We start from the raw sequence: 21,779 nt of genomic DNA, 5'->3' as shown, positions 1-21,779 counted from the left end.
ACATGAAAATCTTCGTGAAAAAAATACTTTTATTTGCATCAATAGTTAGCCTTAGCGGCATGTTGATGTCGGAGAGTCTTGCCCAACAATCATCAGATAACGAGAACAACCAGCAAAAAACTAATCAAGCACTGTCTAAAGTTCAACAACAAATATCCGATCAACAAAAATCTATTAAACAAACGAGCAATAAACGCTCTTCATTAGAAAAGCAATTACGCAATGACGACATTTCTATCGCTAAAATTGTAAAAGCGATGATCAAAACCAATACTAATTTTGAAGATACACAGCTAACATTAAAAAATCTTACACAAGAAAAAGTATCGCTCACTCATAAAAAGCAACAGCAAGAAAAAGTGCTCGCACAGCAGTTAAGAGCGGCTTATACATCGGGGAATCACGACTACCTTAAGTTATTACTCAATCAAAAGAGTCCAGCTAGCGTTGAGCGAACTGTTACTTATTATAAATATTTAAACGATGCCCGGATTAAAGAAATCGACCAATTTCAAATCGTATTAAGTGATTTACTCGCTGTAACGACACAACACCAAGAACAAGCTAAAAGATTAAATCTTCTAAAACAACAACAAACTGAACAAAAAGTCGTTTTTCAAGGGAGTAAACAAGAGCGAAAAAACACCCTTCGCGCAATAAATAAAGAACTCCTTAACAGTAAACAACTGTTAGCCAAGCTAGTGGCTGAAGAAGAAAATTTAGTGGTTGCATTGCAACGTATCGCAACATTATCGCAGCAAAGTGCCGAACTGGTTGGCCTTAAAAAGTTAAAAAGAAAACTTTCATGGCCGATCAAAGGTAAAATTAGTCACCGTTTTGGCTCTCGTAAACAGGGCTATTTAAAGTGGAAAGGCATTCTATTAGCCGCTCCTGTTGGCAAGCAAGTTAAAGCCATTCATAACGGCACCGTATTATTTTCTGATTGGTTAAAAGGTTATGGTTTAGTCACCGTATTAGACCACGGCGCAGGCTACATGAGCTTATATGGCCATAACCAAGCGTTGTTAAAATCAGTAGGTGACCGCGTTGAAACAGGTGAACCGATAGCACTTGTTGGGCAAAGTGGTGGGCAAAGTCAATCAGGCTTATATTTTGAAATTCGCAGAGATGGTCAAGCGGTCAATCCTAAAGCTTGGTTTAAGTAAGCGAAAACAAATGATCACTCCTGCTCGATTTTAACTTTTTCTCCTGATAATCTGAGCCAATATCAATTCCTTTTTAAAATTAAGAGTTCTTTTGCGTTTATTTCTCCTATTACTTATTTTATTCACATTGTTGAGCATCGCTCCGTTAACTGTCGCTAAAAACGCTCAAGTTGCGATTATTATTGATGATATTGGTTACCGAAAAAGTGATGCTGCCGCGCTAACGTTACCAGGAGCAATAACCTTTGCTATTCTTCCTCATACCCCGTTTGGCAAAATCTTAGCTGCACAAGCATATAACAAGAACAACGAAATTATTTTACACATTCCAATGGAAGCAGAAAATGGTAAAGCATTAGGTCCTGGCGCATTAACGGTACATATGGATGAAAAATCTATTCGCCGTGAGCTTACACGAGCATTTGCTGAGATCCCCTTTGCTATCGGCATTAATAACCATATGGGTAGCAAACTTACTAAACTTTATAGTCCTATGATGTGGACGATGCGCTTTTTAAAAGAACGAGATTTAATTTTTGTCGACAGCGTAACAACGAACAGAACGAAAGCCGAGCGTATTGCGCTTCAAATAGGCGTACCGACGACACATCGACAAATATTTTTAGATAACGAATTAAGCAGTGACTATATTGATCAACAATTCATGCAACTTATTGACCATGCTCAACGATATCAGTCGGTTGTCGCTATTGCTCATCCTCATCCTGAAACCATCCTTGCACTCAATCGTTTACTTCCCTTGCTAACAGAGCTCGATATTGACCTCGTTTCAATTTCAACATTAATTGGCAAGCCCGAAAATAGTCACGCACCTGCAATAATAAGTGAAGATTGACAGAAAGCTAAAGTTAATTAGCTTTAAGGTAATCAATTTTATGTTCTTGTAATAAAGCTAATAAATATTTAACGGGAATAGCGTAAGTAATACCGCTGGGCTTACTAATAACAGCCTCTTTCGATTCCTGTACAAAAACCTTATTAATAATACCAATAACATCCCCAGTGTTTACATCATACAGAGCACTGCCACTATTTCCTGGGTATGCTGTCGCATCAAGTTGATAAACCAAATACGGGTTTCTCAGCATTTTCAGCATCTTAATACTAATTTGTTGTGCGTTATCAACGGGTATAATGGTTGGTGTAATACTGGCAATAATGCCACGATGAGAGACAGGGTATAACCCTAATACCGCGCCAATAGGAAACCCCGTAAAAGCGACGTAGCTGCCTTCACGGCGAAACCCTTTATCTGCGAGTTGCATCGCGGGCAGTGGCGCACCATGAATTTTCAAGATAGCGATATCATGAAGCTGAGAACTTGCGACAATATCAGCTGTACGTACTTTAGCACTCTTCCCTGAGCCCGTAAAAATCGCCATTTGTTGTAAAATACTTTCATCAAGGTCTTCTGGCAGAACATGATGATTGGTTACGACATATTGTCCATTACCAATAACAAAACCACTACCGTTCAAGCTGTTTTTCTGCCGACCAGATGGAGTGTGAACACCTATACCCACGACGGCGGGCTTTATTTTTTCAACAGTATCGGCCAAATCAGCTATAACTAAGTTGGCATATAAAATTAAGTAAGTACTCAAAACTATTTTGATATAACGCATTGCAACACTCTGTTCATTATTAAATTACCTGCCAAGAAGTTTACTGCGTTTTCCTCGCAAAAACAGTTATCTTTGCTCATAATTAAAATAATTAGAACAATATGTTATATCCCTGCGTATCTTAATCACTTATTAAAGGTCGTTTAAAAGTATGACAAAAAAAACAGTCGTTCCTATCTTTGCAGGAGGCGGTACACGCTTACCCGCACACGTTGGAATTTTACATGCGTTACAAGCGTTTGATATCGACTTTAATCACTTAGTGGGGGTTTCAGGAGGCAGTATTGTCAGTAGTTTATTTGCTGCTGGTCTAAGCCCTTCTGAAATTAAGGATATAGCGTTAAATACGGACTATAACCAGTTTAGAGAGTTTTCATTATTGAAATTAATTCGTAATGGCGGCTTAAGCTCGGGCGACCGCTTTGAGCAATGGATGGATAAATTACTAGATGGAAAAACATTTGCCGAACTTGATTACAATTTACATATTGTTGCCACTGATGTAGCTAAAGGTACACCTGTTATTTTTAACAAAGAACTAACGCCAGATGTAAAAGTATCACTCGCGGTAAGATTCTCTATGTCCATTCCATTAATATTTAGTTTCAAAACTTTTGGCGAACATGTCATGGTTGACGGTAGTATTTTGTCTGAAGATGCGCTTCATCGTGATTGGGCAAAAGACGGGACACCAGTATTATGTTTTCGCCTTAAGGGTGAGCATGAAAATAACGAAGTTAATATCAAAGGTTTTTTCCCCATTTATAAATACGTAACTCTCCTTATTCGTACTTTTATGACCACTCTTTCACGTGAATATATTAATGATGCTTTCTGGCACAATACCGTTGTGGTGAACATTGGCAACTATTCTGCCGTTGACTTTTCCATGACAACAGACCAAAAAAAAGCCTTGTTTGATATTGGTTTAAAAACCGCAGAAGAAGTATTACCGATAAAACTTGGACCGAAATAAAAATTTTTCACTTATTACTAATAATTATCTAATATTAGGTTATTATTAATAGTAATATCTATGGTGATGCGACAACTATTGTCACTAAATGTGATGATGACAATTGGATAAGTAGATGAGTCTTAGTAAAATAATATTAAATTCTCCTATAATAGGTGATGTAGCAAAAAAAGTTGCTTCATTGAAGGTGAACCATGATGCGGGAAACATTGCTGAGCATTTTACAAAATTTCTCAAACCTCAATATGCCTCTACAGAAGATCTAAAAAAAGAAGTCTTTAAAATTCGTCATAATGTTTACTGCGAAGAATTAGCTTTTGAACACCAAAAAGATGACGGTATGGAAATGGACGAGTTTGACTCTCATTCTCTTTTTGCCCTTATTCAACATAAACCCACAAAAAACTACACTAGCTGTGTCAGGATCGTCTGCTCAAATTCTGAAGTTCAATTGCTTCCTATAGAAAAATTTTGTTATGACGCTATTCAAGATGATAGATACAAACCAGAAAATTTCAAACGTTCCGAAATTGGCGAGTTTTCACGCTTAGCCGTAAAATCTGATTTTAGACGTCGTAAGTCAGATCGCTTTAAAGGTTCAGCAATTGGTGCGATTCATGAAAGTACTTATTCAGAATCTGAATTACGTTGTTTTCCTTTTATCGCTATCGGTTTATATATGGTTGCAGGAACATTAGCTATTGATAAAGGGATTAAACACGCTTTTGTTATGATGGAGCCACGTTTGGCTCGCAGTATGAAATTCGTTGGAATTAAGTTTATTCAAATTGGTGAACCGATTGAATATCACGGCTTACGCGCTCCCTATTATATTAATGCTGAAATATTTTTAGAAAACCTAACAAGTGGCTTTAAGAGCTTATATAAAGAAATACAAAAAGATATCCGTAGTCAGTTTTAATTAACTATGTCGAATATTCACTGTTCATAATAACATCATAGAAAATGCTGATAAAAGTAGCGAAAATAAAATGTACTTCTTCTCTTTTCGCTACGAATAAAACAAACCTTCAACTATTCAGACAATTTCCTTTTTTTCTCTATTTGCTCCGCTGATACAACCGTTATTACGCTCAATATTCGTTGGGCTTCCACTCTATAATTATTTGCTAATAACGTTTCTACATAGTTTAAAGCAATATCAGTATCTTTCCCTTTAGACAAATCATAAGCTTCTTTTGCTTTTGCTAATGCTTCTACTTTATTATCTAACGTTAATAAGACCTGAGCATAAGTATCAACAATATTCGGTATTGTCGAATTAAGAGCATAGGCTTGTTTCGAATATTTCAGGGCTTGTGAATGTTGTTTGTTTTCCATATAAAGCCATGATAAATTATTTAAGGCCACAATATTTTTCGGGCTAGCTTTAATAAGTCTTTCATATTCAATAATAGCTTTATCTTTATGTTCAGCTAAATACATATTTGCTAAACTCAGGCTAACGCGAGGATCAATGCTATTTTCTATACTTTCCTTATCAGAAAACTGCTCTAACAACTCAATAGCTTGCGATTTTTGATTATTTCCTTCCAAAGCAAAAGCTAAAAACGTCGCATTATTACTAGTAGGTCTGGCCTTATACTGCTGCTGAAGTTTAGGTATTGCACCAATAAAATTTCTTTCCAGTAAAAAAATCCTACCTTCTATTCCTGCTTTTAAATCGTCATTAACATCAAATTTGTCTAATGATTTAAACAAATCTTTCGCATCTGCTATTCCACCACTATCTAATAAAACCTGCATTTTCACCAAATTAATCATTAGATTGTTAGGATGCTTTTTAGAGGCTTCATCTAAAACACTCAATGCTCTGTCAGGAAATTTTTTGCTCGTCCAATAATTTGCTAATAAAAAGGCAGGTTCAATATGATAAGGATTATTCTTGAACCACTTATCTAAAATTGAATAGACATCTTTAGCATCTGGCTGTTTAGCATTAGCCATAAGTACTAACTGCCAATAACGTTTTGGCGTTCTTCCACTCAATTGATAACCGTTCAATATCGTACTAGCTTGCCTAAATTGATCTAACTGTATAAAAGCTTCGGCTAATAGAATTCCATGTTTAACATTATCGGCATTACTTTTTTGAACCTGAGCAATCACCTCTAAGCCTTCTTCATTTTTGTGAAACTCAAAGTATAGGCGAAGTACTTCAATATTATTCGGATGTGCTTTAAGTGCCTGCTCTGTCAATAACGTAGCTTGTTTGGTATCTTTTTGATAAGCAGCCAACTTTACAATTTCAGTTAATGCGTACACATTATTAGGCTCTAATGCTAGGCTTTTCTCTAATGCAGCCTTTCCTTCCTCAAATTTATTATTTTTGAATAAGATTCTCGCTTGTAGATTATGTCCCCCTGCTTTATTTGGGTATAACTCCAACCACTTGTCTGCAATTTTAGTAGCTCTAGCCAAGTTTCCAGACTGAATTGAAGCAAAGGCCAGTGCAAGCTCTGCTGAAATCAATTCAGGGTCTTGCTGTAAAGCTAATTCTAATTTTTCAATGCCAGAAGGATCATTCATCATCAGTTTTAACATACCGGCTCTTGCAACTTCTTCAGCCGTCATATCCTCTGCACTAGCGGCATAACTAGCCATTTCTTGTGCTTTTTCGTAAGCGCCTACTTCTAATAACCCATAACTTAATGTAGATAAAAACTGTGCGTTTTCTTTATTCTTTGAGTTGTAACCATTTAGTGTTTCGCTAATATCATCAATCAAACCTAACTGTAATTGACTTAACGCAAGCATTCTTTTGACCGGGTGTTCTGCGGGTAAATATGAAATCAAATCTTTCAGATGACGATGGCTTTGCTCAAAGTTTTGCAGATAAAAAGCGCTTGCCCCGGCAACTAATTTCAAACTAAAAGAATTAAACCCTGAACTTAATGATTGATTAGCAAGAACGTTTGCCGTTTTGTAGTCTTTATTTTCAAAGCGTGCCATCGCCTTAATATATTGTAAAAAAGGTTGAGTCGGAATTCTTGCTAAAATAACATCAGCAATGGCCTCAGCCTCATCATACTGGCCATTTTTGATTAACGAATCAGCGATGAAAAATTGCACTTTACCTGAATTAGGTTGTAATACTTGATATTGCTTAAAGCTATCAACAGCCAAAGCATAGTTTTTTTCAACCGTCGCAATCTGACCTTGTAACATAAGTGCATCAGCATTATTTGGCATCGCGTTTAAAATTTGCTTCACAAGTGAACTTGCTTGCTCAATATTTTGTGTTGAAAAGGCTAAATAGGCATTCGCTAACAGGCTGTAGCCATCTGATCCAAATAGAGAAAGTGCCTCATCAACTATTGCCTGGGCAAGATCATGTTTTCCAGATCTCAATGATGCTAAAGTTTTATAGGCGAGGTATTGAGTATTTGGTATTGATAAAGACTTTTCGTGTATTTCAAGCGCTAAAACATCATCATCAGATTCTGTCAATATATAGGCACGAGCTAATAAAGGTAGCACTTTATCAAGGTCATATTTTAATGTATTAGCACGCTCTAACTCTTTTACTGCATTTTCAGCATCTCCTGCGCCCAGATATAACTGGCCTAATAAGAATCTAGCATATGCATTTTTACCATCAACTTTAAGGGCATTTTTTAATGAAATAATTGCGGTGTTGTTTTCCTTTGCTAAAATTGAACTCTCTGCTTTAGCGATATATGTTTGTGCCGACTCAGTGTCAGAACATGCAGATAAAACCATAACAACACTTATACATATTATCGACTTTAAAAATTTCATTAAACTTCCTGTATGTTTTTGCTAGATTAAATACTACATATGATAATAAAGCATTAAATCATCTTTTTATATGAAATATAAATCATTACAACATATACAAAGTATAATAAGGTTAGATATTTGTAATATGACTTACTGGATACAATTTAATTTCTTCGGCTATTCACATAATTACAAATTTTAAAGGTATATAGAATGTTTAACTATGAAAAAGCTTTTTCTAGAAACATTGGTTGGGTTACTGAAGATGAGCAACAAATTCTTCGCGGGAAAAACGTAGCTATAGCTGGCGCTGGTGGCGTAGGCGGAGTACATCTTCTGACGTTAGCCAGACTGGGTGTTGGAAATTTTAACATTTCTGATTTCGATGATTTTGAAGTACATAATTTTAATCGTCAATCGGGCGCTTTCATGTCAACTTTAGGAGAACAAAAAGTTAATGTGATGGAACGAATGACCCTCGACATCAACCCTGAAGCACAGATAAAGTCTTTTCCGGAAGGTATTTTTGATCATAATGTAGATAAATTTTTAGAAGGTATTGATTTATATGTTGATGCATTAGATTTTTTTGCCTTAGAAGCTCGAAAAACAGTGTTTAAAAAATGTTATGAAAAAAACATCCCCGTAATTACAGCTGCGCCTCTTGGAATGGGAGCTGCTTTCTTATGCTTTCTGCCTGGAAAAATGACTTATGAAGAATATTTTCGTTTTGAAGACAAACAAACTGAAGACGATCAACTCATTCAATTTTTAATCGGTTTATCTCCCGCCATGTTACAGCGCTCATACCTAGTAGATGAAAGCCGAGTAAGCTTTAAAGAAAAACGCGGCCCTTCTACCCCTATGGCAGTTAACCTTTGCGCGGGTATTGCTGAAACTTATGCACTTAAAATATTACTGAATCGTGGTGAAATAATCGCTGCACCCCATGGTCTTCATTTCGATGCTTATCGCAATAAATTCAAAAAAACGTGGCGACCATTTGGTAATGCAGGCTTAATGCCAAGGATAATGTTTCACATGGCCAAAAAAATTGTAGAAAAATAATTTTGTTTCTATTCTGACTAGATAAAACAATTAAATATTGTCAAAATCAATTACTATTAATTGAATAACGATAAGTAAATTAGGTATCGTTTCAAAATACAACTAAACATTAGGCGTAGTTAATAATGCCTAATTTAACGTTTAAAAATAAGATTAAAGGGAAATAATGAAAGTCACTGTTTTTGGTATTGGTTATGTTGGCTTAGTCCAAGCAGCCGTTTTAGCGTCCGTAGGGCATGATGTAGTTTGTGTTGATATTGACCAAACTAAAGTTGATAACCTTAAAAAAGGTTTAATTCCAATTTATGAGCCAGGCTTAACACCGCTAGTTCAAGAAACTCATAAAAATGGACAGCTAAATTTTACCACAGATGCTCAAGCTGGTGTATTACACGGACAAATACAATTCATTGCTGTTGGTACTCCACCTGATGAAGATGGCTCTGCTGATTTAAAATATGTACTAAAAGTGGCTGAAACCATAGCAACTTACATGACAGAACCAAAAATTATTATTAATAAATCAACCGTTCCAGTTGGAACTGCAGACAAAGTAGCAGCTAAAATCACCTCCGTGCTTGCTGAACGAAAAGTTGCTCTTGAATTTGATGTTGTTTCTAATCCTGAATTCCTAAAAGAAGGCGCAGCTGTAAATGACTGCATGAAGCCTGACCGTATCGTAGTAGGTACTGATAGCGAAAAAGCACAAACCTCAATGCGAGAACTATACGCACCGTTTAACCGTAATCATGACCGCATGATATTTATGGACGTACGCTCTGCAGAATTAACTAAGTATGCTGCAAACTGTATGTTAGCCACTAAAATTTCATTTATGAACGAAATGTCAAACTTAGCCGAATTATTAGGGGCTGATATTGAAGCTGTACGCCACGGTATTGGCTCAGATTCTCGCATTGGCTACCAATTTATTTACCCTGGTTGTGGCTACGGTGGCTCATGTTTCCCAAAAGATGTACAAGCATTAGTACGTACTGCTCACGGTATTGAATATAAGCCAGCTTTATTGGAAGCCGTTGAAAGCGTTAACTATGCACAAAAACAGAAATTATTTAACAACCTAAATACATATTTCAATGGTAACTTAGCCGGTAAAACTGTTGCTGTTTGGGGTTTATCGTTTAAGCCTCAAACCGACGATATGCGCGAAGCATCAGCAATGGTGTTAATGGAATCATTGTGGAAGGCAGGCGCTAAAGTGCAAGCCTATGATCCCGAAGCCATGGAAGAGTGCCAACGTATTTATGGTGTTCGCGATGATTTATCTTTGGTTGGCACTAAAGAATCAGCATTAAATGGTGCCGATGCTTTAGTAATTTGTACCGAATGGAGTCAATTTAGAGCGCCCGATTTTGATTTAATTGAAAAATCATTATCACACAAAGTGATTATTGATGGTCGTAACTTATATGACCCAGTTTTGTTAAAGGAACGTGGCTTTGCTTATTATGGCATTGGCCGTGGTGAAAGCATTAATAAAAATGTAGGTTAAACGTAGTCTGGCTGAAACAATATTACGCCCTATAATACATATAAAGTTTAGGAAAAAATTTGAAATTTTTAGTAACAGGTGCTGCTGGTTTTATCGGCTTTCATGTTGTTCAACGTTTAGTTGAACAAGGCCATGATGTTATCGGTATTGATAACCTTAATGATTATTACGATGTAAATTTAAAGTTGGCTCGGCTAGACGTATTAGCCAAATTACCTTTATTTAAATTTATCAAACTAGATCTTGCAGACAGAAGCGGTATAAGTGATTTGTTTGTTCGTGAAAAATTTGATCGTGTTATACACCTTGCAGCACAAGCTGGCGTTCGATACTCAATAGATAATCCTATGGCGTATGCCGACTCTAACTTAATTGGCCATTTGGCGATATTAGAAGGATGTCGTCATAATGATGTTAAGCATCTTGTGTATGCTTCATCAAGTTCAGTTTATGGATTAAACAGTAAGATACCTTTTGCAACTTCAGATAGTGTAGATCACCCGATTTCTTTGTATGCAGCAACGAAAAAGTCAAACGAATTAATGTCTCATACCTACTCACATTTGTACGCCATTCCCACTACTGGCCTGAGGTTCTTCACAGTTTATGGCCCTTGGGGGCGCCCAGACATGGCATTATTTAAGTTTACCAAAGCTATAATAAATGGTGAGCCAATTGATGTTTATAATCAAGGTGATATGCGTAGAGACTTTACATATATCGACGATATTGTTGAAGGAATTATTCGTATTCAAGATATTATTCCACAGATAAATAATGACTGGAAAATCGAAACGGCCTCTGCAGCCAATAGCTCAGCCCCTTATAAAATATTTAATATTGGGAATGGCAATCCAGTTAAATTACTCGACTTTATCCAATCGTTAGAAAAATCTATTGGTACAACAGCCCACAAAAATCTTATGCCGATGCAACCAGGTGATGTTTACCAAACCTATGCAGACGTTGAAGATTTATTTACAGCTACAGGGTACAAACCATCGATGAGTGTTGAACAAGGCGTGGATAATTTTGTTCAATGGTATCGAAAATTTTATTCATAGTTTGAACTTAACTAACCTGAAATATTCGGAGTAACACTTCATAATTAGCTATCACCAAACTTCACTAGGTGATGGCTACTATATTTACAAACTCTTTCGATAAGTAATATAGCCCGTTTAAAACACTTATATGAATACTTAAAACATTTACACTTAGAAGTGAATTAGATAATTTTTTTGAGTTTTAGATCCTACGTACTACTATTATGTCATCTAATATACATGAACTTCTTCGTTGTATTTATTTGCTAAATAAAATTCCAGCAAAGTTTAAAACGATATTCACTCCCTTAGACAAATCATAAGCAGCTTTAGCTTTTATCATGCTTCACCTTTCTTTCCTGACTTTAGCAAAGCTTGAGCATAAGTATCAGCTAAATTGGATATTTTAACATTTACAGCATATTCCTTTTTGGAATACTCTAAAATCTGAACAATTTAGTTTTATTCCACATAAAGCCAAGAGGAGTTATTTAATATCACATAATGTTAGGCTACATTAAAATAAGTCTTACATATGGCTAAAAAGATACTATGCAAGCACGATTATATGCCTCACCTTTTGAGTTTACTTATAAGGTGAGGCGGTCAAGAAAGCTAGCTGAGATTATGTCCGTTTTTTTTACACATGAGGTTTAAATAAAACACAATAAAAACATAAAACACTGTAAATCATAAAAAAACAAAATGTGGCACACCTAGTGCATACTATCTGGTAGGAGCTAAAAAATAGCATTTTACAAAATAAAGGAAAGTAAAAATGAACTTAATGAAAAAATTAACAATAGGTCTTTTAGTAACGTCTTTATCAGTTGGCGCTAACGCTGCATTCATAACTGTTGAAGGTACTGGTGGTTTCACTTCATCTACAAATACTAATGGAGACCCTGTCTCACAAACCGATATTGGTCTTAGTTCAAAAATCTCTTGGGGTACTAATGTTGACAATAACCCAAGCTATTTAGAATTAGTTGATGAAGCACCAACAGATATAAATGACTTAGGTACAAACTACTTACTTTCAACCTTAACTCATGGTAATTATCCAATTGGCGGCAGAACATTAGTCAATGCAATTATTGGTGGTATATTGAACGTAACATCAGATGACAGTCTCTGGACACCATTTCCAGGCAATGTAATCAATACAGAATTTAATATCGATTTTAAAGAAACAGGAAACGGTGATTGTGACGCTGGTAGTAAAGATAATGGCGAAAAATTCCAAGGGGATTTAGTTCAACATGATCATGGTTCAGTATGTGATGACCGTTTCGATTATACTGTAAATGGTGCTTCATTCCCGGTAACAGTTCCTGTTGTAATTGCAGGTTGGGCTTATGAAATCACTATATTCGCTTCTACAGACAACCAAGGTGCTTCACCTCTAGCGTATAATCGTTTTTGGACTGAGGAAAATAAAACAACATCTATTTATACTTTTTTAAGATTAGATAGAACTGTAGCTGTACCTGAGCCAACTTCACTTGCCATTTTAGGTCTAGGTCTTTTAGGTTTAGCTTCATCTAGAAAACGTAGATCATAAATCTGTAGTAAACGATTATTCATCTTCATATAAAAGTCAATTGAACTATCAATTGACTTTTTTTTTACATGTTGTTTAATAGGAACTCTGCAATATATTCATTAAGAGTTAGAGTTTAAAGGGATTATGATGAAAGGGTATTTAGTAAAAATTAGGCTTTGTATATTATTAATGTTAGTTTCAGGATGTTCAGAAGTATCCTTAAGTGATAAACTAATGCAGGCAGAGAGTATGTATGAAGAACAAAAATACTCAGAAGTTATTATTCAAACCAAAAACATTATTCGTGATCAACCTCAGAATGCCCAAGCCCGTATATTAATTGCAAACAGCTATTATCAATTAGGCCTTTTTATTAACGCCGAAAAAGAATACTTAAAAGTATTAAAATTAGTTAATAATCCAACTAATATTGCAAAAAATTATTTATTAACACTTTATGCATTAGATGATCACATTGGCATAATCACCTATTGGGAAAAAGAAGAAGCAAGCTTATCAATCTTTGAAAAAGCCAAGATTTCATATATAGCCTCGTTAAGTTATTTAAACCAAGCTCAAGCACAGAATAGTTTTGACCTAGCAAGTTTATCTAAAAAATGGGCTTTAGAACTCAATGAACCAGAACTCATTGCTGTTAATACTGCTATTGCAGATACCTATAAACAGCCGGCGAATATCGAATATACCACCAAGAGTTTAGATAAGGTGTGTTCCGATTACCCAGCACAATGGTTGATTTGTCAGTTGCTAGCTAATGCATTATTCTCAGAAAAAAAATATGATGAAGCCGCTTTAGTATATCAAAATATGCTAGAAAATAAACCTAACTATAATATAATAGCTCTGAAATTAGCCGACAGTTATGTTAGAGCAAATAATACTGAAAAGGCGACATTATTCATTACAGCGTTGTTAGAAAAATATCCAAATCAACCCTATATAAACCTTCTATCTGCATCACTTGACTTAGTAAATAAAGACTATAAAAAAGCGCTGAATCACATAAATATTACTTTAAACCAGGGTATGCTCACTCCTCAAGCCAAATTAACGGCAAGTTTAGTCCATTATCATTTAGGAAATGACGAACAAGCCTTATCTCACCTTAGCGCTTTAAAAGTTAACTTTCCAAACAATCCGTTAATTACAAAATTATATATTGCTATTCAACTGCGCCTTGGTGATGGCAGTTCAATTGCTAACGCTTACGATAAAACGTCTTCGTCAAAAGACAACTCTGAAATGTTTGCTTTAGCTAGTTTGGAATTATTAAAAAGTGGTGAAAAAATAGAATCTTCTCAATTACTCCGAAAAATTGACATAAGCCTCATTGAAAATCAAAAAATATTAAATGGTATCAGCTTAGCAAAGCTTTCATCTGGTGATGAAAGTGGAATTACAGATTTAGAAAAATCACTAAAACGTCTTATTAATACTAATGCACCAGTAATAGAAATATCAAAAGTAAAAATGTTATTAATATCTTCATTAATATCGGCAAATGATTCAGTAAAAGCCAAAAAGTATATTAATTCGTGGATAGTTGAAGCCCCTGAAAATATAGAAAATAAATTATTGCTTGTAGGATTAGAAATGCGAAAGCAATCACCTGATCAAAATGCTATTGTTAAACAATACAATTCAATATTGTTAATTGATGATAATAATGTTCCCGCAAATCTTTATATTGGCAATATACTAATTGCTCAAGATAAACACAAAGAAGCAGCTACATATATTGACAAAGCCATTGATAAAGACAAACACACTATACAAGTTATAAAAGGGTATTTAAAAGTACAAGAAAGCCTTGTTGGCAAAGAAAAAGCTTTAGAGAATTTAATAAATAAATATAAAAATTACCCTAATGATTTCCAAGAAAGGTTTACTTTAGCTCAAATATATTTATTAACAGGTCAAGCAGCTAAAACAATCGACTTATTAAAATCAATAAAATTCCCACCACAATATAACACTAAAAAAATCAATCTAGCGCTTGCTGAATCTTATAACAAAATTGAACAATACGATGAAGCCATCACAATATATAAAAGCTTGATATCAGAAGATGATCAAAATAATAAAATAATTGAAAAATTAGCAATGGCTTATGAAAAACTTAATAATTTAGACAAAGCAACGCAAACTTTTGAAGAGCTACATTCAAAATATCCCGATAACACTCAAATCGGATTAGTTCTTGCTAATTTTTATATTTTTAACAATAAGCCAGACCAAGCAATTGGCTACATTGAGAGCCTATCTAATGAACAACAAAAACAACCAACTGTAGCAGGCTTAAAAGGTAAGGCATTATTCTTTTCTAAACGGTACTCAGAAGCGTTAACGCTGCTAACTGAAAGCTATCAACAAACAAATAATCAAAAGTTAATTCCATTTATTTTTGATTCAAATATTAGACTTAACAAGCCCGAAAAAGCAGCAGAAATAATGGATAATTATTTAGAACTCAACCCCACAGAAGTAACAACTCGTCTTTATTATGCTAACGAGCTGTATAAAAGCAATAAACAAAAAGCAATTCTGCAATACAAAAAAGTCATCGTTAACGATGAATCAAGCATTGTTGCTCTTAATAATTTGGCATGGATACTATATGAATCAGGAAGATTTATTGAAGCTAAGAAGTATATAGATAAAGCTGTATTTTTATCACCTGATAACACCGATATTAAAGATACTTTAGCAGTAATCAAAGCAGCTATTAGTAAGTAAGTAATTATTAGGTTAATATTAATAAAATCGTAGGAAGGTTATAAGTAAAGTGCAAATTGAAAACAAACAAAGATCTCTAACAATTGATGTAGAAGAATACTTTCAAGTAGAAGCTTTCGCAAACGATATTGATATTTCAGAATGGGATAATTATCCAAGTAGAATTGATTTCCAAATAAGTTTATTACTTGACTTACTTGAAGAAAAAAAAGCCAAGGCAACTTTTTTTATTCTAGGGATAATTGCGATAAAGCATCCAAAACTTGTTCAAAAAATTGCAGACTATGGTCATGAGATTGCAAGCCATGGATTTAACCATCAACATATTACAAAACAAAACCAAAAAGAATTTAGTTCCGATATAAACCAAGCAAAAGACTTATTAGAACACCTTACTTCCAACAAAGTTATAGGGTACCGCGCGCCATGCTTTTCTATTACACCGGAAAATAGCTGGGCGCATGAAGAAATCCAAAAAGCAGGTTATCAGTATAGTTCTAGCACATATCCTATATCACATGATCTGTATGGTGTACCTAGAGCCCCTAGAACACCATATTATCTATCAAATGGTTTACTTGAAATTCCTATTTCAACGGTGAAATTTAGAGACAAAATACTACCTGCCGGTGGAGGTGGATATTTTCGCCTTTTACCCTTTTTTATATTTGAAAAAATGCTTAAGTCATCTGAAAAGCAGCTAAATTTTGTAAACTTTTATACACACCCGTGGGAATATGATCCCCAGCAACCGAGAATAAAAAGTACATTAAAATCTAATTTTAGGCATCGTATAAACCAACATAGTGCATTAAATAAATTAGAAAAATTATGTACTACTTTTGATTTCAAAACACTTGCCAATAATCATATGAATAAACCTTATCCTAATTTAGGAGAATGGAAAAATATTGCTTCTGGTGACTTTTGATGTTTGAAGAACATAAAATTAATTTTTTCAATAAGAAGTATATCCCGCCAATAATCGCCTTAGTGTTGTTGGCAGTGATATGTTTACTACTGCCATCGACCGCATTTTCTTATATTGATAAGTGGAATAAATTCGACGAATCATTAGGTCATGGTTATTTAATTTTTGCTATTGTAATTTTTGAATTATTCAATACATCGGCTAAATACACACATCAAACTAAAAGTAATCATTTTTTAATAATAATGCTTATTTTATTCACCCTTGCCCACGAAATCTCTTCATTTTGGGGTATTTTGATATTCCAACAATTTAGCCTTTATTTCATATGGTTAACAGCTATTTATTATATATTTGGGTTAAAATATTTGAGGGCAATTAGTTTTCCTTTAATATTTTTTCTTTTTGCCATTCCGTTCTGGGAATTTTTTAATACTTTTTTTGTTGATCTAACAACATATGCCGTGACCTTTTTCTTTAGCTTTAGTGATCTTACTATATATATCCACGATAATTATATTGAAACACCGTTTGGGACAATTGTTGTTGCTGAAGGTTGCTCAGGTATTCGTTACTTTCAAATAGGTTTTGCTTTAGCTGTTTATGCGGCACTTCAAGAAGCTTTACCAAAGCGATACAAATTATTAATCATACTCACAGGTATGGTATTAGGTATTATTACTAACTGGATTAGAGTCATTGGCCTTATATATATTGGTTACAGTTCAGAAATGAAAAGTAGTTTAATGAGAGAACATGACAATTATGGTATGTTCTTGTTCTTAATTGTCATAAGTGGTGTTGTATTCTTAGCTAACCATTTAAGAAAAAAATACGGGTATACTTCAAATGTAAAGACAAAAGAAAAAAACACTGACAATGGAATAAATTTATCCTACACAATGCATATGGTAAAGTTTATCCTAATAATATCATCTGTTTTTTTGACTAAGAATATTTTGCTTCAGCAGCTAAAAACGCCTTCATCCGTTGATAACTTAGTTATCAAGTCTGAAGATTTTTTTCCATTGTTAAGTGCTTACGGTCGCTTTAACGAAGAACAGCTTGGCATTACTCATCAAAACAAAGCATGTAAATTAGTGATAAGAACATATGACTTTACAACTCCCGGTGAGAATATTCTTCCTTATAACAACCTGATTGATAAAAATTATAGTATAGTGAGTAAACGTTCAAAAATTGAGCTGGATTATTTACATCAACCTATGATCGTTAATAAACTTGATTTAATTACAATAAAAAATAGAAAAAATTCAACTCTTTATTATTGGTTCGAATATTCAGATAGCCAGACAGCTAATAAATATCTGGCCAAGTTATTTGAAATAAGCTATTTGTTAGGTAGCGAAGAAAAAATGAAACTAAAATTAATTTGGTGTCAATCTCCAAATTAAACACCTTATAGGTTTATCTAATGAACATATTCATTAAAATTTACAGAGTTGTTCTGTTATTGACTCTATGCCTTCTTAATTTAGGATGCAACGAAAGTAATGTTGCAAGTGAGACTCCTGCGAGCAATGATAATACCTTACCGCCTTCAATATCACTTCAACCTGATGACCCTTCTAATGATTGGAAACGACAATCACACCCTAGAGTATTACTAGATATAGAGCGACTTACTTTAGTTATTAATCGCATGTATGGGCCCAATGCAAGGAAACCGTACTCTCGTTGGTTTAATTTAATTAAAAAATCTGAAGATGAAGGCAACCCAGTAGACCTTGTAAATTTAGCATTAATTTATAAAGCAACAAAAAATTCAATATATAAGAAAAAGTTTTTAGAACGGCTACCATCAAAAGGTGTACCAAAATTAACTGAACTATATGCCGTTGATATTATGTTTAATGAACTAGATGAAGCTAGCAAGTTATCAATAATGCAGCGAGTATCGAAAAGCAACAACCCTTGGTATGTAGCATCGATAGCAGAATCTCGTGGTGAACTAGACGCGAAATGGGGTTACCACAGTGCTTCGGTTAAAGCACCCGCTTACGCATATGCAGCAATATTTTTTGATAGCAATTTAGAAAAAAATAAAGATGATAAAGCGTTTCCATTTAACGCAAGTAATTTCCTCCGTGTGGTTGACCAACAACTATCTCTTGATGGACATTTTAGTAAAATTGAAAATAGAATTGCCGGTAATTCAGACTATAACGATGCCCTTAAAGGTCAGTATGGCGGAATGTATGATAATATCGGTTATGACGCTCATGATGAGTCTTTCAGTATAAATTTACTATTACAACACCATGTTCTCACAGGAAAAGAATACTTTAAAAATGCATTGCATGATAAATTTAGAGCAAAATTTTATCAAAATATTTCAGTTCCCCATACTGAAAAAATCTATCAAGTAGACCAGTGGTGTCGAAAAGCAGGTACCACCACCCACACTGGGGCTCAAATCTGGAATACACAAACAAGTTCTGTGAGCCAGCCATATAAAAATGCAACCGCTGTAACTGCATTTCTTTATCAAGATTCTAAAATGCAATACTATGTAAAAAATGGTATGCAAAAAGATCGCTGTGGCGCTCCCTATAATGACCTTTTTTGGGAGCTAATATATTTTGAAGATACCCTCAGTTCATCCCCTCCAAATGAAAATCCAACAGCGAGCTATTTTAGCGGGCCTGGTATAGTTACTATGCGTTCAGACTGGAGTAAGAATGCAACTTTTGGTGTTTTTCTAGCCGGAGAAGGGATCAGCAGGAGATTTGAAGACGCTAATTCATTTCTTATAAGCCGCAATACCGAAGTCATTCCACATGCTGGGTCAAGAATTCGTAATAATAAAGACAACCAAAAGCATCTCTGGTACCATGTTCGATCAGCTTCAAAGAACACCCTGAAAATATTTGACCCTGGAGAAAGCTATGATATTGAAAGCAATGGTAAAATAGGCGAATTATATTCTGGCAAGAAGTTAGTTACTTCGGATAACCTTGGTGGCCAAATTTTCGAAGTGAGTCCATCGAATAAAGACCTATGTTTTAACCTTGACCAAAAATGTGCAATAGCAAATGATAGGGTTGGTAATGTATTCCCTTTAGGTATTTATGAAACAGCTAATATTATAAAATTTGAACATCAACCTGGCGATTATACTTATACCGTTGGTGATGCATCAGCAGCTTACTCGAAAAAAGTAGATTATTTTGAACGTGAATTTTTATTCATCCGACCTGACGTTTTCGTTATTTTCGATCGGGTAAAGTCAATCGATAAGAATTTCAAAAAAGTTTGGACCATACATACTGTAGACGAACCAAAATCGGTATCTACCTTAAGTAATTCGGATCTTGGGATGAAGCAATTCCAAAACAATAGTAATGTAAAAATTGAGCACCCTTTAAATAATACCTATATCGATACGCTTTTACCTAAGGAAAATATTACAACTATCCGAGGCGGCGATACTATATTAATATCACATAATAATGTTAAGGGCATAAACCCTGTAACATTAGATATTCCACGCTGGCTAGAAATATTTGTATCAGGTGAAGATGTCAATGGTTCATTAACGATTACGGGTAAGACAAATGACAACGAAAATAGTCATGAGGTAGTAATTTTTAATGGACACAAACAAATTTATTACTCCGACAAACCGACTCAGATAACAAAGAATCTTTTAATTGATAACAATGCGGCTTGGCAAGATGGTCAATGGCAAGGCTATCAATTATCTTATATTTCTGATAATAAAAAGTATACGACTCAGATAGTTGATAATTCAAGTAATACTTTATTTGGTAAGTTTATTAATGGCCAAAGCTATAAATATACGATTGAGATGCCAATTGCTAACACTTATAAGCATTGGAAAGAAATAAACTCAATTACTTCTAAAGACATGACTATCAACAAAATTATTGTCTCCGTTCCACACTACTTTGATACAGAAGATGTTAGTGGTCGTTTACATTCTTTTGCTCCCCATACCGATTATAAAGATAATATGTACAAAAAAGACCCAAATCTAGGTCAATGGACAATGAATGTTCAAGCAAAAACGCCAAATTTACTCGATAACTTTGCACATGTTATTTTACTTAAAAACCCCAATGTTCAAAAACCTAATACAGGCTTAATTGAAAGTTCAAATGCTTTTGGAATTGTCGTAGATAATTATTTAGCCGTGTTTTCGAAGGATAATACCAAAATAGAAAATTTAACAATGGACTTCAATGAAGCAACCAAAGAAGTGTTAATTACAAACCTAATTCCGAATGCACAATATAACTTTAAATTTAAACAAGAAGAAGCAAGGTTGACGCTTAGCCTAAACATCAATAATAATTCATCAGGAAACATAAAGTCTTCGTCAATGGGGCTTATCAAGCTAAATGTTGAAGAATAAAAGCGCAAATATAAACAACCTTCTATATATATTGCTAATTACTGGGATATACCTATTTTTTTTCATCGACGGACCTACAGACTATCACAATAGAATATTCTTATTATTATGGAATAATGGGCATATCCTCTTTTTTGCTGTTTTGAGCACACTATTCCACCTTAAATTTAGGCATTATTTAAGGTTTTCCCCTTTTGTATTATCATTTATTATTGCTATTTCATTTGGTGTTATCATAGAGTTAATACAGATAAAAGTTAGCAGGAAGTTTGACTGGAACGATGTATACCTCAGCTTTTTGGGTGCATTACTTATAAACAGTTGTTACTTCGTTAAAAGAAGCACTAATGCTAGTTCATTAATATTATTATTTATTGCAATTAGTTTAATTATAGAGCAACAAAAAACGTTATTTTCCGCCATTAAAATGGAGTATTTGATCAATTCTAGATTGCCAACTTTGGCCGCTTTTAATTCTGAGAATGACTTGAATAACTGGTCTGGAAAATCACTATCGCTTTTACAAACTAACAGTATCAGTACAAATAAAATATTAAAAGCTACATTAGTCGCAAATCAGAAATATACGACATTGACCTTAAATAATTTTTACAAAAACTGGGAGGGTTATCACTCCTTTAAGACTTCCCTATATTTAGAGGGCATTGAAGTTATTACGTTATGTATAAAAATCACCGATATGATTCATGACACAGGTAACCAAGCCTATGGCGATCGTTTTGATTATTGCACCTTATTAACACCGAAAATAAATAATATTATTATTCCAATAAATAAGATAAGCACGGCTGCTAAGTCAAGATATATTGATATTACAAACCTAAGTGAAGTAACATTTTTCGCGATGAACTTAACATCAAACAAAATAATTTACATTCGGAGTATTGAACTGAAGTAACTTCCAAGCCCGACATCACAATGAATTATCGATGAAATATAATGGAA

The 21,779-nt window shown here is 34.3% G+C and carries 15 protein-coding genes; 13 read left to right on the top strand and 2 right to left on the bottom strand.

Annotated elements, in window-relative coordinates; all coding sequences use genetic code 11:
* The first annotated feature begins 2 nt into the window (after nucleotides 1-2).
* A complete protein-coding gene (locus H4J73_RS10155; RefSeq protein WP_182180661.1) occupies nucleotides 3-1,166 on the top strand; it encodes a murein hydrolase activator EnvC in 1,164 nt (387 codons plus the stop codon).
* Between the two features lie 91 nt (nucleotides 1,167-1,257).
* Complete coding sequence (locus tag H4J73_RS10150) at nucleotides 1,258-2,022, top strand: divergent polysaccharide deacetylase family protein (RefSeq protein WP_182180663.1); 765 nt, start codon at nucleotides 1,258-1,260, stop codon at nucleotides 2,020-2,022.
* A 13-nt stretch (nucleotides 2,023-2,035) separates the two neighbouring features.
* Here the strand turns inward: H4J73_RS10150 and H4J73_RS10145 are convergent, their stop codons facing one another.
* Nucleotides 2,036-2,812, bottom strand: coding sequence for a serine protease (locus H4J73_RS10145; protein WP_182180665.1), 777 nt, complete (start codon nucleotides 2,810-2,812; stop codon nucleotides 2,036-2,038).
* Between the two features lie 151 nt (nucleotides 2,813-2,963).
* Between H4J73_RS10145 and H4J73_RS10140 the strand changes: the two genes are divergently transcribed.
* Nucleotides 2,964-3,788, top strand: a complete 825-nt coding sequence (locus tag H4J73_RS10140; protein WP_182180667.1) for a patatin-like phospholipase family protein — start codon at nucleotides 2,964-2,966, stop codon at nucleotides 3,786-3,788.
* A gap of 115 nt (nucleotides 3,789-3,903) precedes the next feature.
* The gene (locus H4J73_RS10135) at nucleotides 3,904-4,710 is read left to right on the top strand and encodes a PEP-CTERM/exosortase system-associated acyltransferase (RefSeq protein WP_182180669.1); all 807 of its coding nucleotides are present in this window, start codon (nucleotides 3,904-3,906) and stop codon (nucleotides 4,708-4,710) included.
* 113 nt (nucleotides 4,711-4,823) lie between these two features.
* Here the strand turns inward: H4J73_RS10135 and prsT (H4J73_RS10130) are convergent, their stop codons facing one another.
* Nucleotides 4,824-7,571, bottom strand: a complete 2,748-nt coding sequence (gene prsT, locus H4J73_RS10130) for an XrtA/PEP-CTERM system TPR-repeat protein PrsT (RefSeq protein WP_182180671.1) — start codon at nucleotides 7,569-7,571, stop codon at nucleotides 4,824-4,826.
* 195 nt (nucleotides 7,572-7,766) lie between these two features.
* On the opposite strand from prsT (H4J73_RS10130), the gene H4J73_RS10125 reads away from it, so the two are divergent.
* From H4J73_RS10125 to H4J73_RS10085, 9 genes are all read left to right on the top strand, one after another.
* Nucleotides 7,767-8,621, top strand: a complete 855-nt coding sequence (locus tag H4J73_RS10125; protein WP_182180673.1) for a ThiF family adenylyltransferase — start codon at nucleotides 7,767-7,769, stop codon at nucleotides 8,619-8,621.
* A gap of 166 nt (nucleotides 8,622-8,787) precedes the next feature.
* The gene (locus tag H4J73_RS10120; RefSeq protein ID WP_182180675.1) at nucleotides 8,788-10,134 is read left to right on the top strand and encodes a UDP-glucose/GDP-mannose dehydrogenase family protein; all 1,347 of its coding nucleotides are present in this window, start codon (nucleotides 8,788-8,790) and stop codon (nucleotides 10,132-10,134) included.
* 59 nt (nucleotides 10,135-10,193) lie between these two features.
* A complete protein-coding gene (locus H4J73_RS10115) occupies nucleotides 10,194-11,198 on the top strand; it encodes an NAD-dependent epimerase (protein WP_182180676.1) in 1,005 nt (334 codons plus the stop codon).
* 760 nt (nucleotides 11,199-11,958) lie between these two features.
* The gene (locus H4J73_RS10110; protein ID WP_182180677.1) at nucleotides 11,959-12,744 is read left to right on the top strand and encodes a THxN family PEP-CTERM protein; all 786 of its coding nucleotides are present in this window, start codon (nucleotides 11,959-11,961) and stop codon (nucleotides 12,742-12,744) included.
* Nucleotides 12,745-12,873: 129 nt separating this feature from the next.
* On the top strand, nucleotides 12,874-15,483 hold the full coding sequence (gene prsT, locus H4J73_RS10105) for an XrtA/PEP-CTERM system TPR-repeat protein PrsT (protein WP_182223474.1): 2,610 nt from the start codon (nucleotides 12,874-12,876) through the stop codon (nucleotides 15,481-15,483).
* 49 nt (nucleotides 15,484-15,532) lie between these two features.
* Nucleotides 15,533-16,414 (top strand): XrtA system polysaccharide deacetylase, encoded by an 882-nt coding sequence (locus tag H4J73_RS10100; RefSeq protein WP_310649669.1) that lies wholly within the window; start codon nucleotides 15,533-15,535, stop codon nucleotides 16,412-16,414.
* A complete protein-coding gene (locus tag H4J73_RS10095) occupies nucleotides 16,414-17,829 on the top strand; it encodes an archaeosortase/exosortase family protein (RefSeq protein WP_182180679.1) in 1,416 nt (471 codons plus the stop codon). Before H4J73_RS10100 ends, H4J73_RS10095 begins: the two co-directional genes overlap by 1 nt.
* 20 nt (nucleotides 17,830-17,849) lie before the next feature.
* A complete protein-coding gene (locus H4J73_RS10090) occupies nucleotides 17,850-20,813 on the top strand; it encodes a hypothetical protein (RefSeq protein WP_182180680.1) in 2,964 nt (987 codons plus the stop codon).
* Nucleotides 20,800-21,732 carry a VanZ family protein gene (locus H4J73_RS10085; RefSeq protein WP_182180681.1) on the top strand — a complete coding sequence of 311 codons (933 nt, stop codon included), beginning with the start codon at nucleotides 20,800-20,802 and terminating at the stop codon, nucleotides 21,730-21,732. The genes H4J73_RS10090 and H4J73_RS10085 overlap by 14 nt, the downstream gene beginning before the upstream one ends.
* The last annotated feature ends 47 nt before the right edge of the window (nucleotides 21,733-21,779 follow it).

Source organism: Colwellia sp. MB3u-41, from assembly GCF_014076845.1.
Classification (GTDB): domain Bacteria; phylum Pseudomonadota; class Gammaproteobacteria; order Enterobacterales; family Alteromonadaceae; genus Colwellia_A.
Note: the sequence above shows the minus strand (reverse complement) of the source record. Positions and strands in the feature narration are given on the sequence as shown.

Coding starts and splice junctions, on each gene's coding strand:
- H4J73_RS10085 (WP_182180681.1), top strand. CDS start 20,800: ATGTTGAAGAATAAAAGCGCAAATATAAACAACCTTCTATATATATTG.
- H4J73_RS10140 (WP_182180667.1), top strand. CDS start 2,964: ATGACAAAAAAAACAGTCGTTCCTATCTTTGCAGGAGGCGGTACACGC.
- H4J73_RS10135 (WP_182180669.1), top strand. CDS start 3,904: ATGAGTCTTAGTAAAATAATATTAAATTCTCCTATAATAGGTGATGTA.
- H4J73_RS10155 (WP_182180661.1), top strand. CDS start 3: ATGAAAATCTTCGTGAAAAAAATACTTTTATTTGCATCAATAGTTAGC.
- prsT (WP_182180671.1), bottom strand. CDS start 7,571: ATGAAATTTTTAAAGTCGATAATATGTATAAGTGTTGTTATGGTTTTA.
- H4J73_RS10125 (WP_182180673.1), top strand. CDS start 7,767: ATGTTTAACTATGAAAAAGCTTTTTCTAGAAACATTGGTTGGGTTACT.
- H4J73_RS10090 (WP_182180680.1), top strand. CDS start 17,850: ATGAACATATTCATTAAAATTTACAGAGTTGTTCTGTTATTGACTCTA.
- H4J73_RS10110 (WP_182180677.1), top strand. CDS start 11,959: ATGAACTTAATGAAAAAATTAACAATAGGTCTTTTAGTAACGTCTTTA.
- H4J73_RS10095 (WP_182180679.1), top strand. CDS start 16,414: ATGTTTGAAGAACATAAAATTAATTTTTTCAATAAGAAGTATATCCCG.
- prsT (WP_182223474.1), top strand. CDS start 12,874: ATGAAAGGGTATTTAGTAAAAATTAGGCTTTGTATATTATTAATGTTA.
- H4J73_RS10120 (WP_182180675.1), top strand. CDS start 8,788: ATGAAAGTCACTGTTTTTGGTATTGGTTATGTTGGCTTAGTCCAAGCA.
- H4J73_RS10145 (WP_182180665.1), bottom strand. CDS start 2,812: ATGCGTTATATCAAAATAGTTTTGAGTACTTACTTAATTTTATATGCC.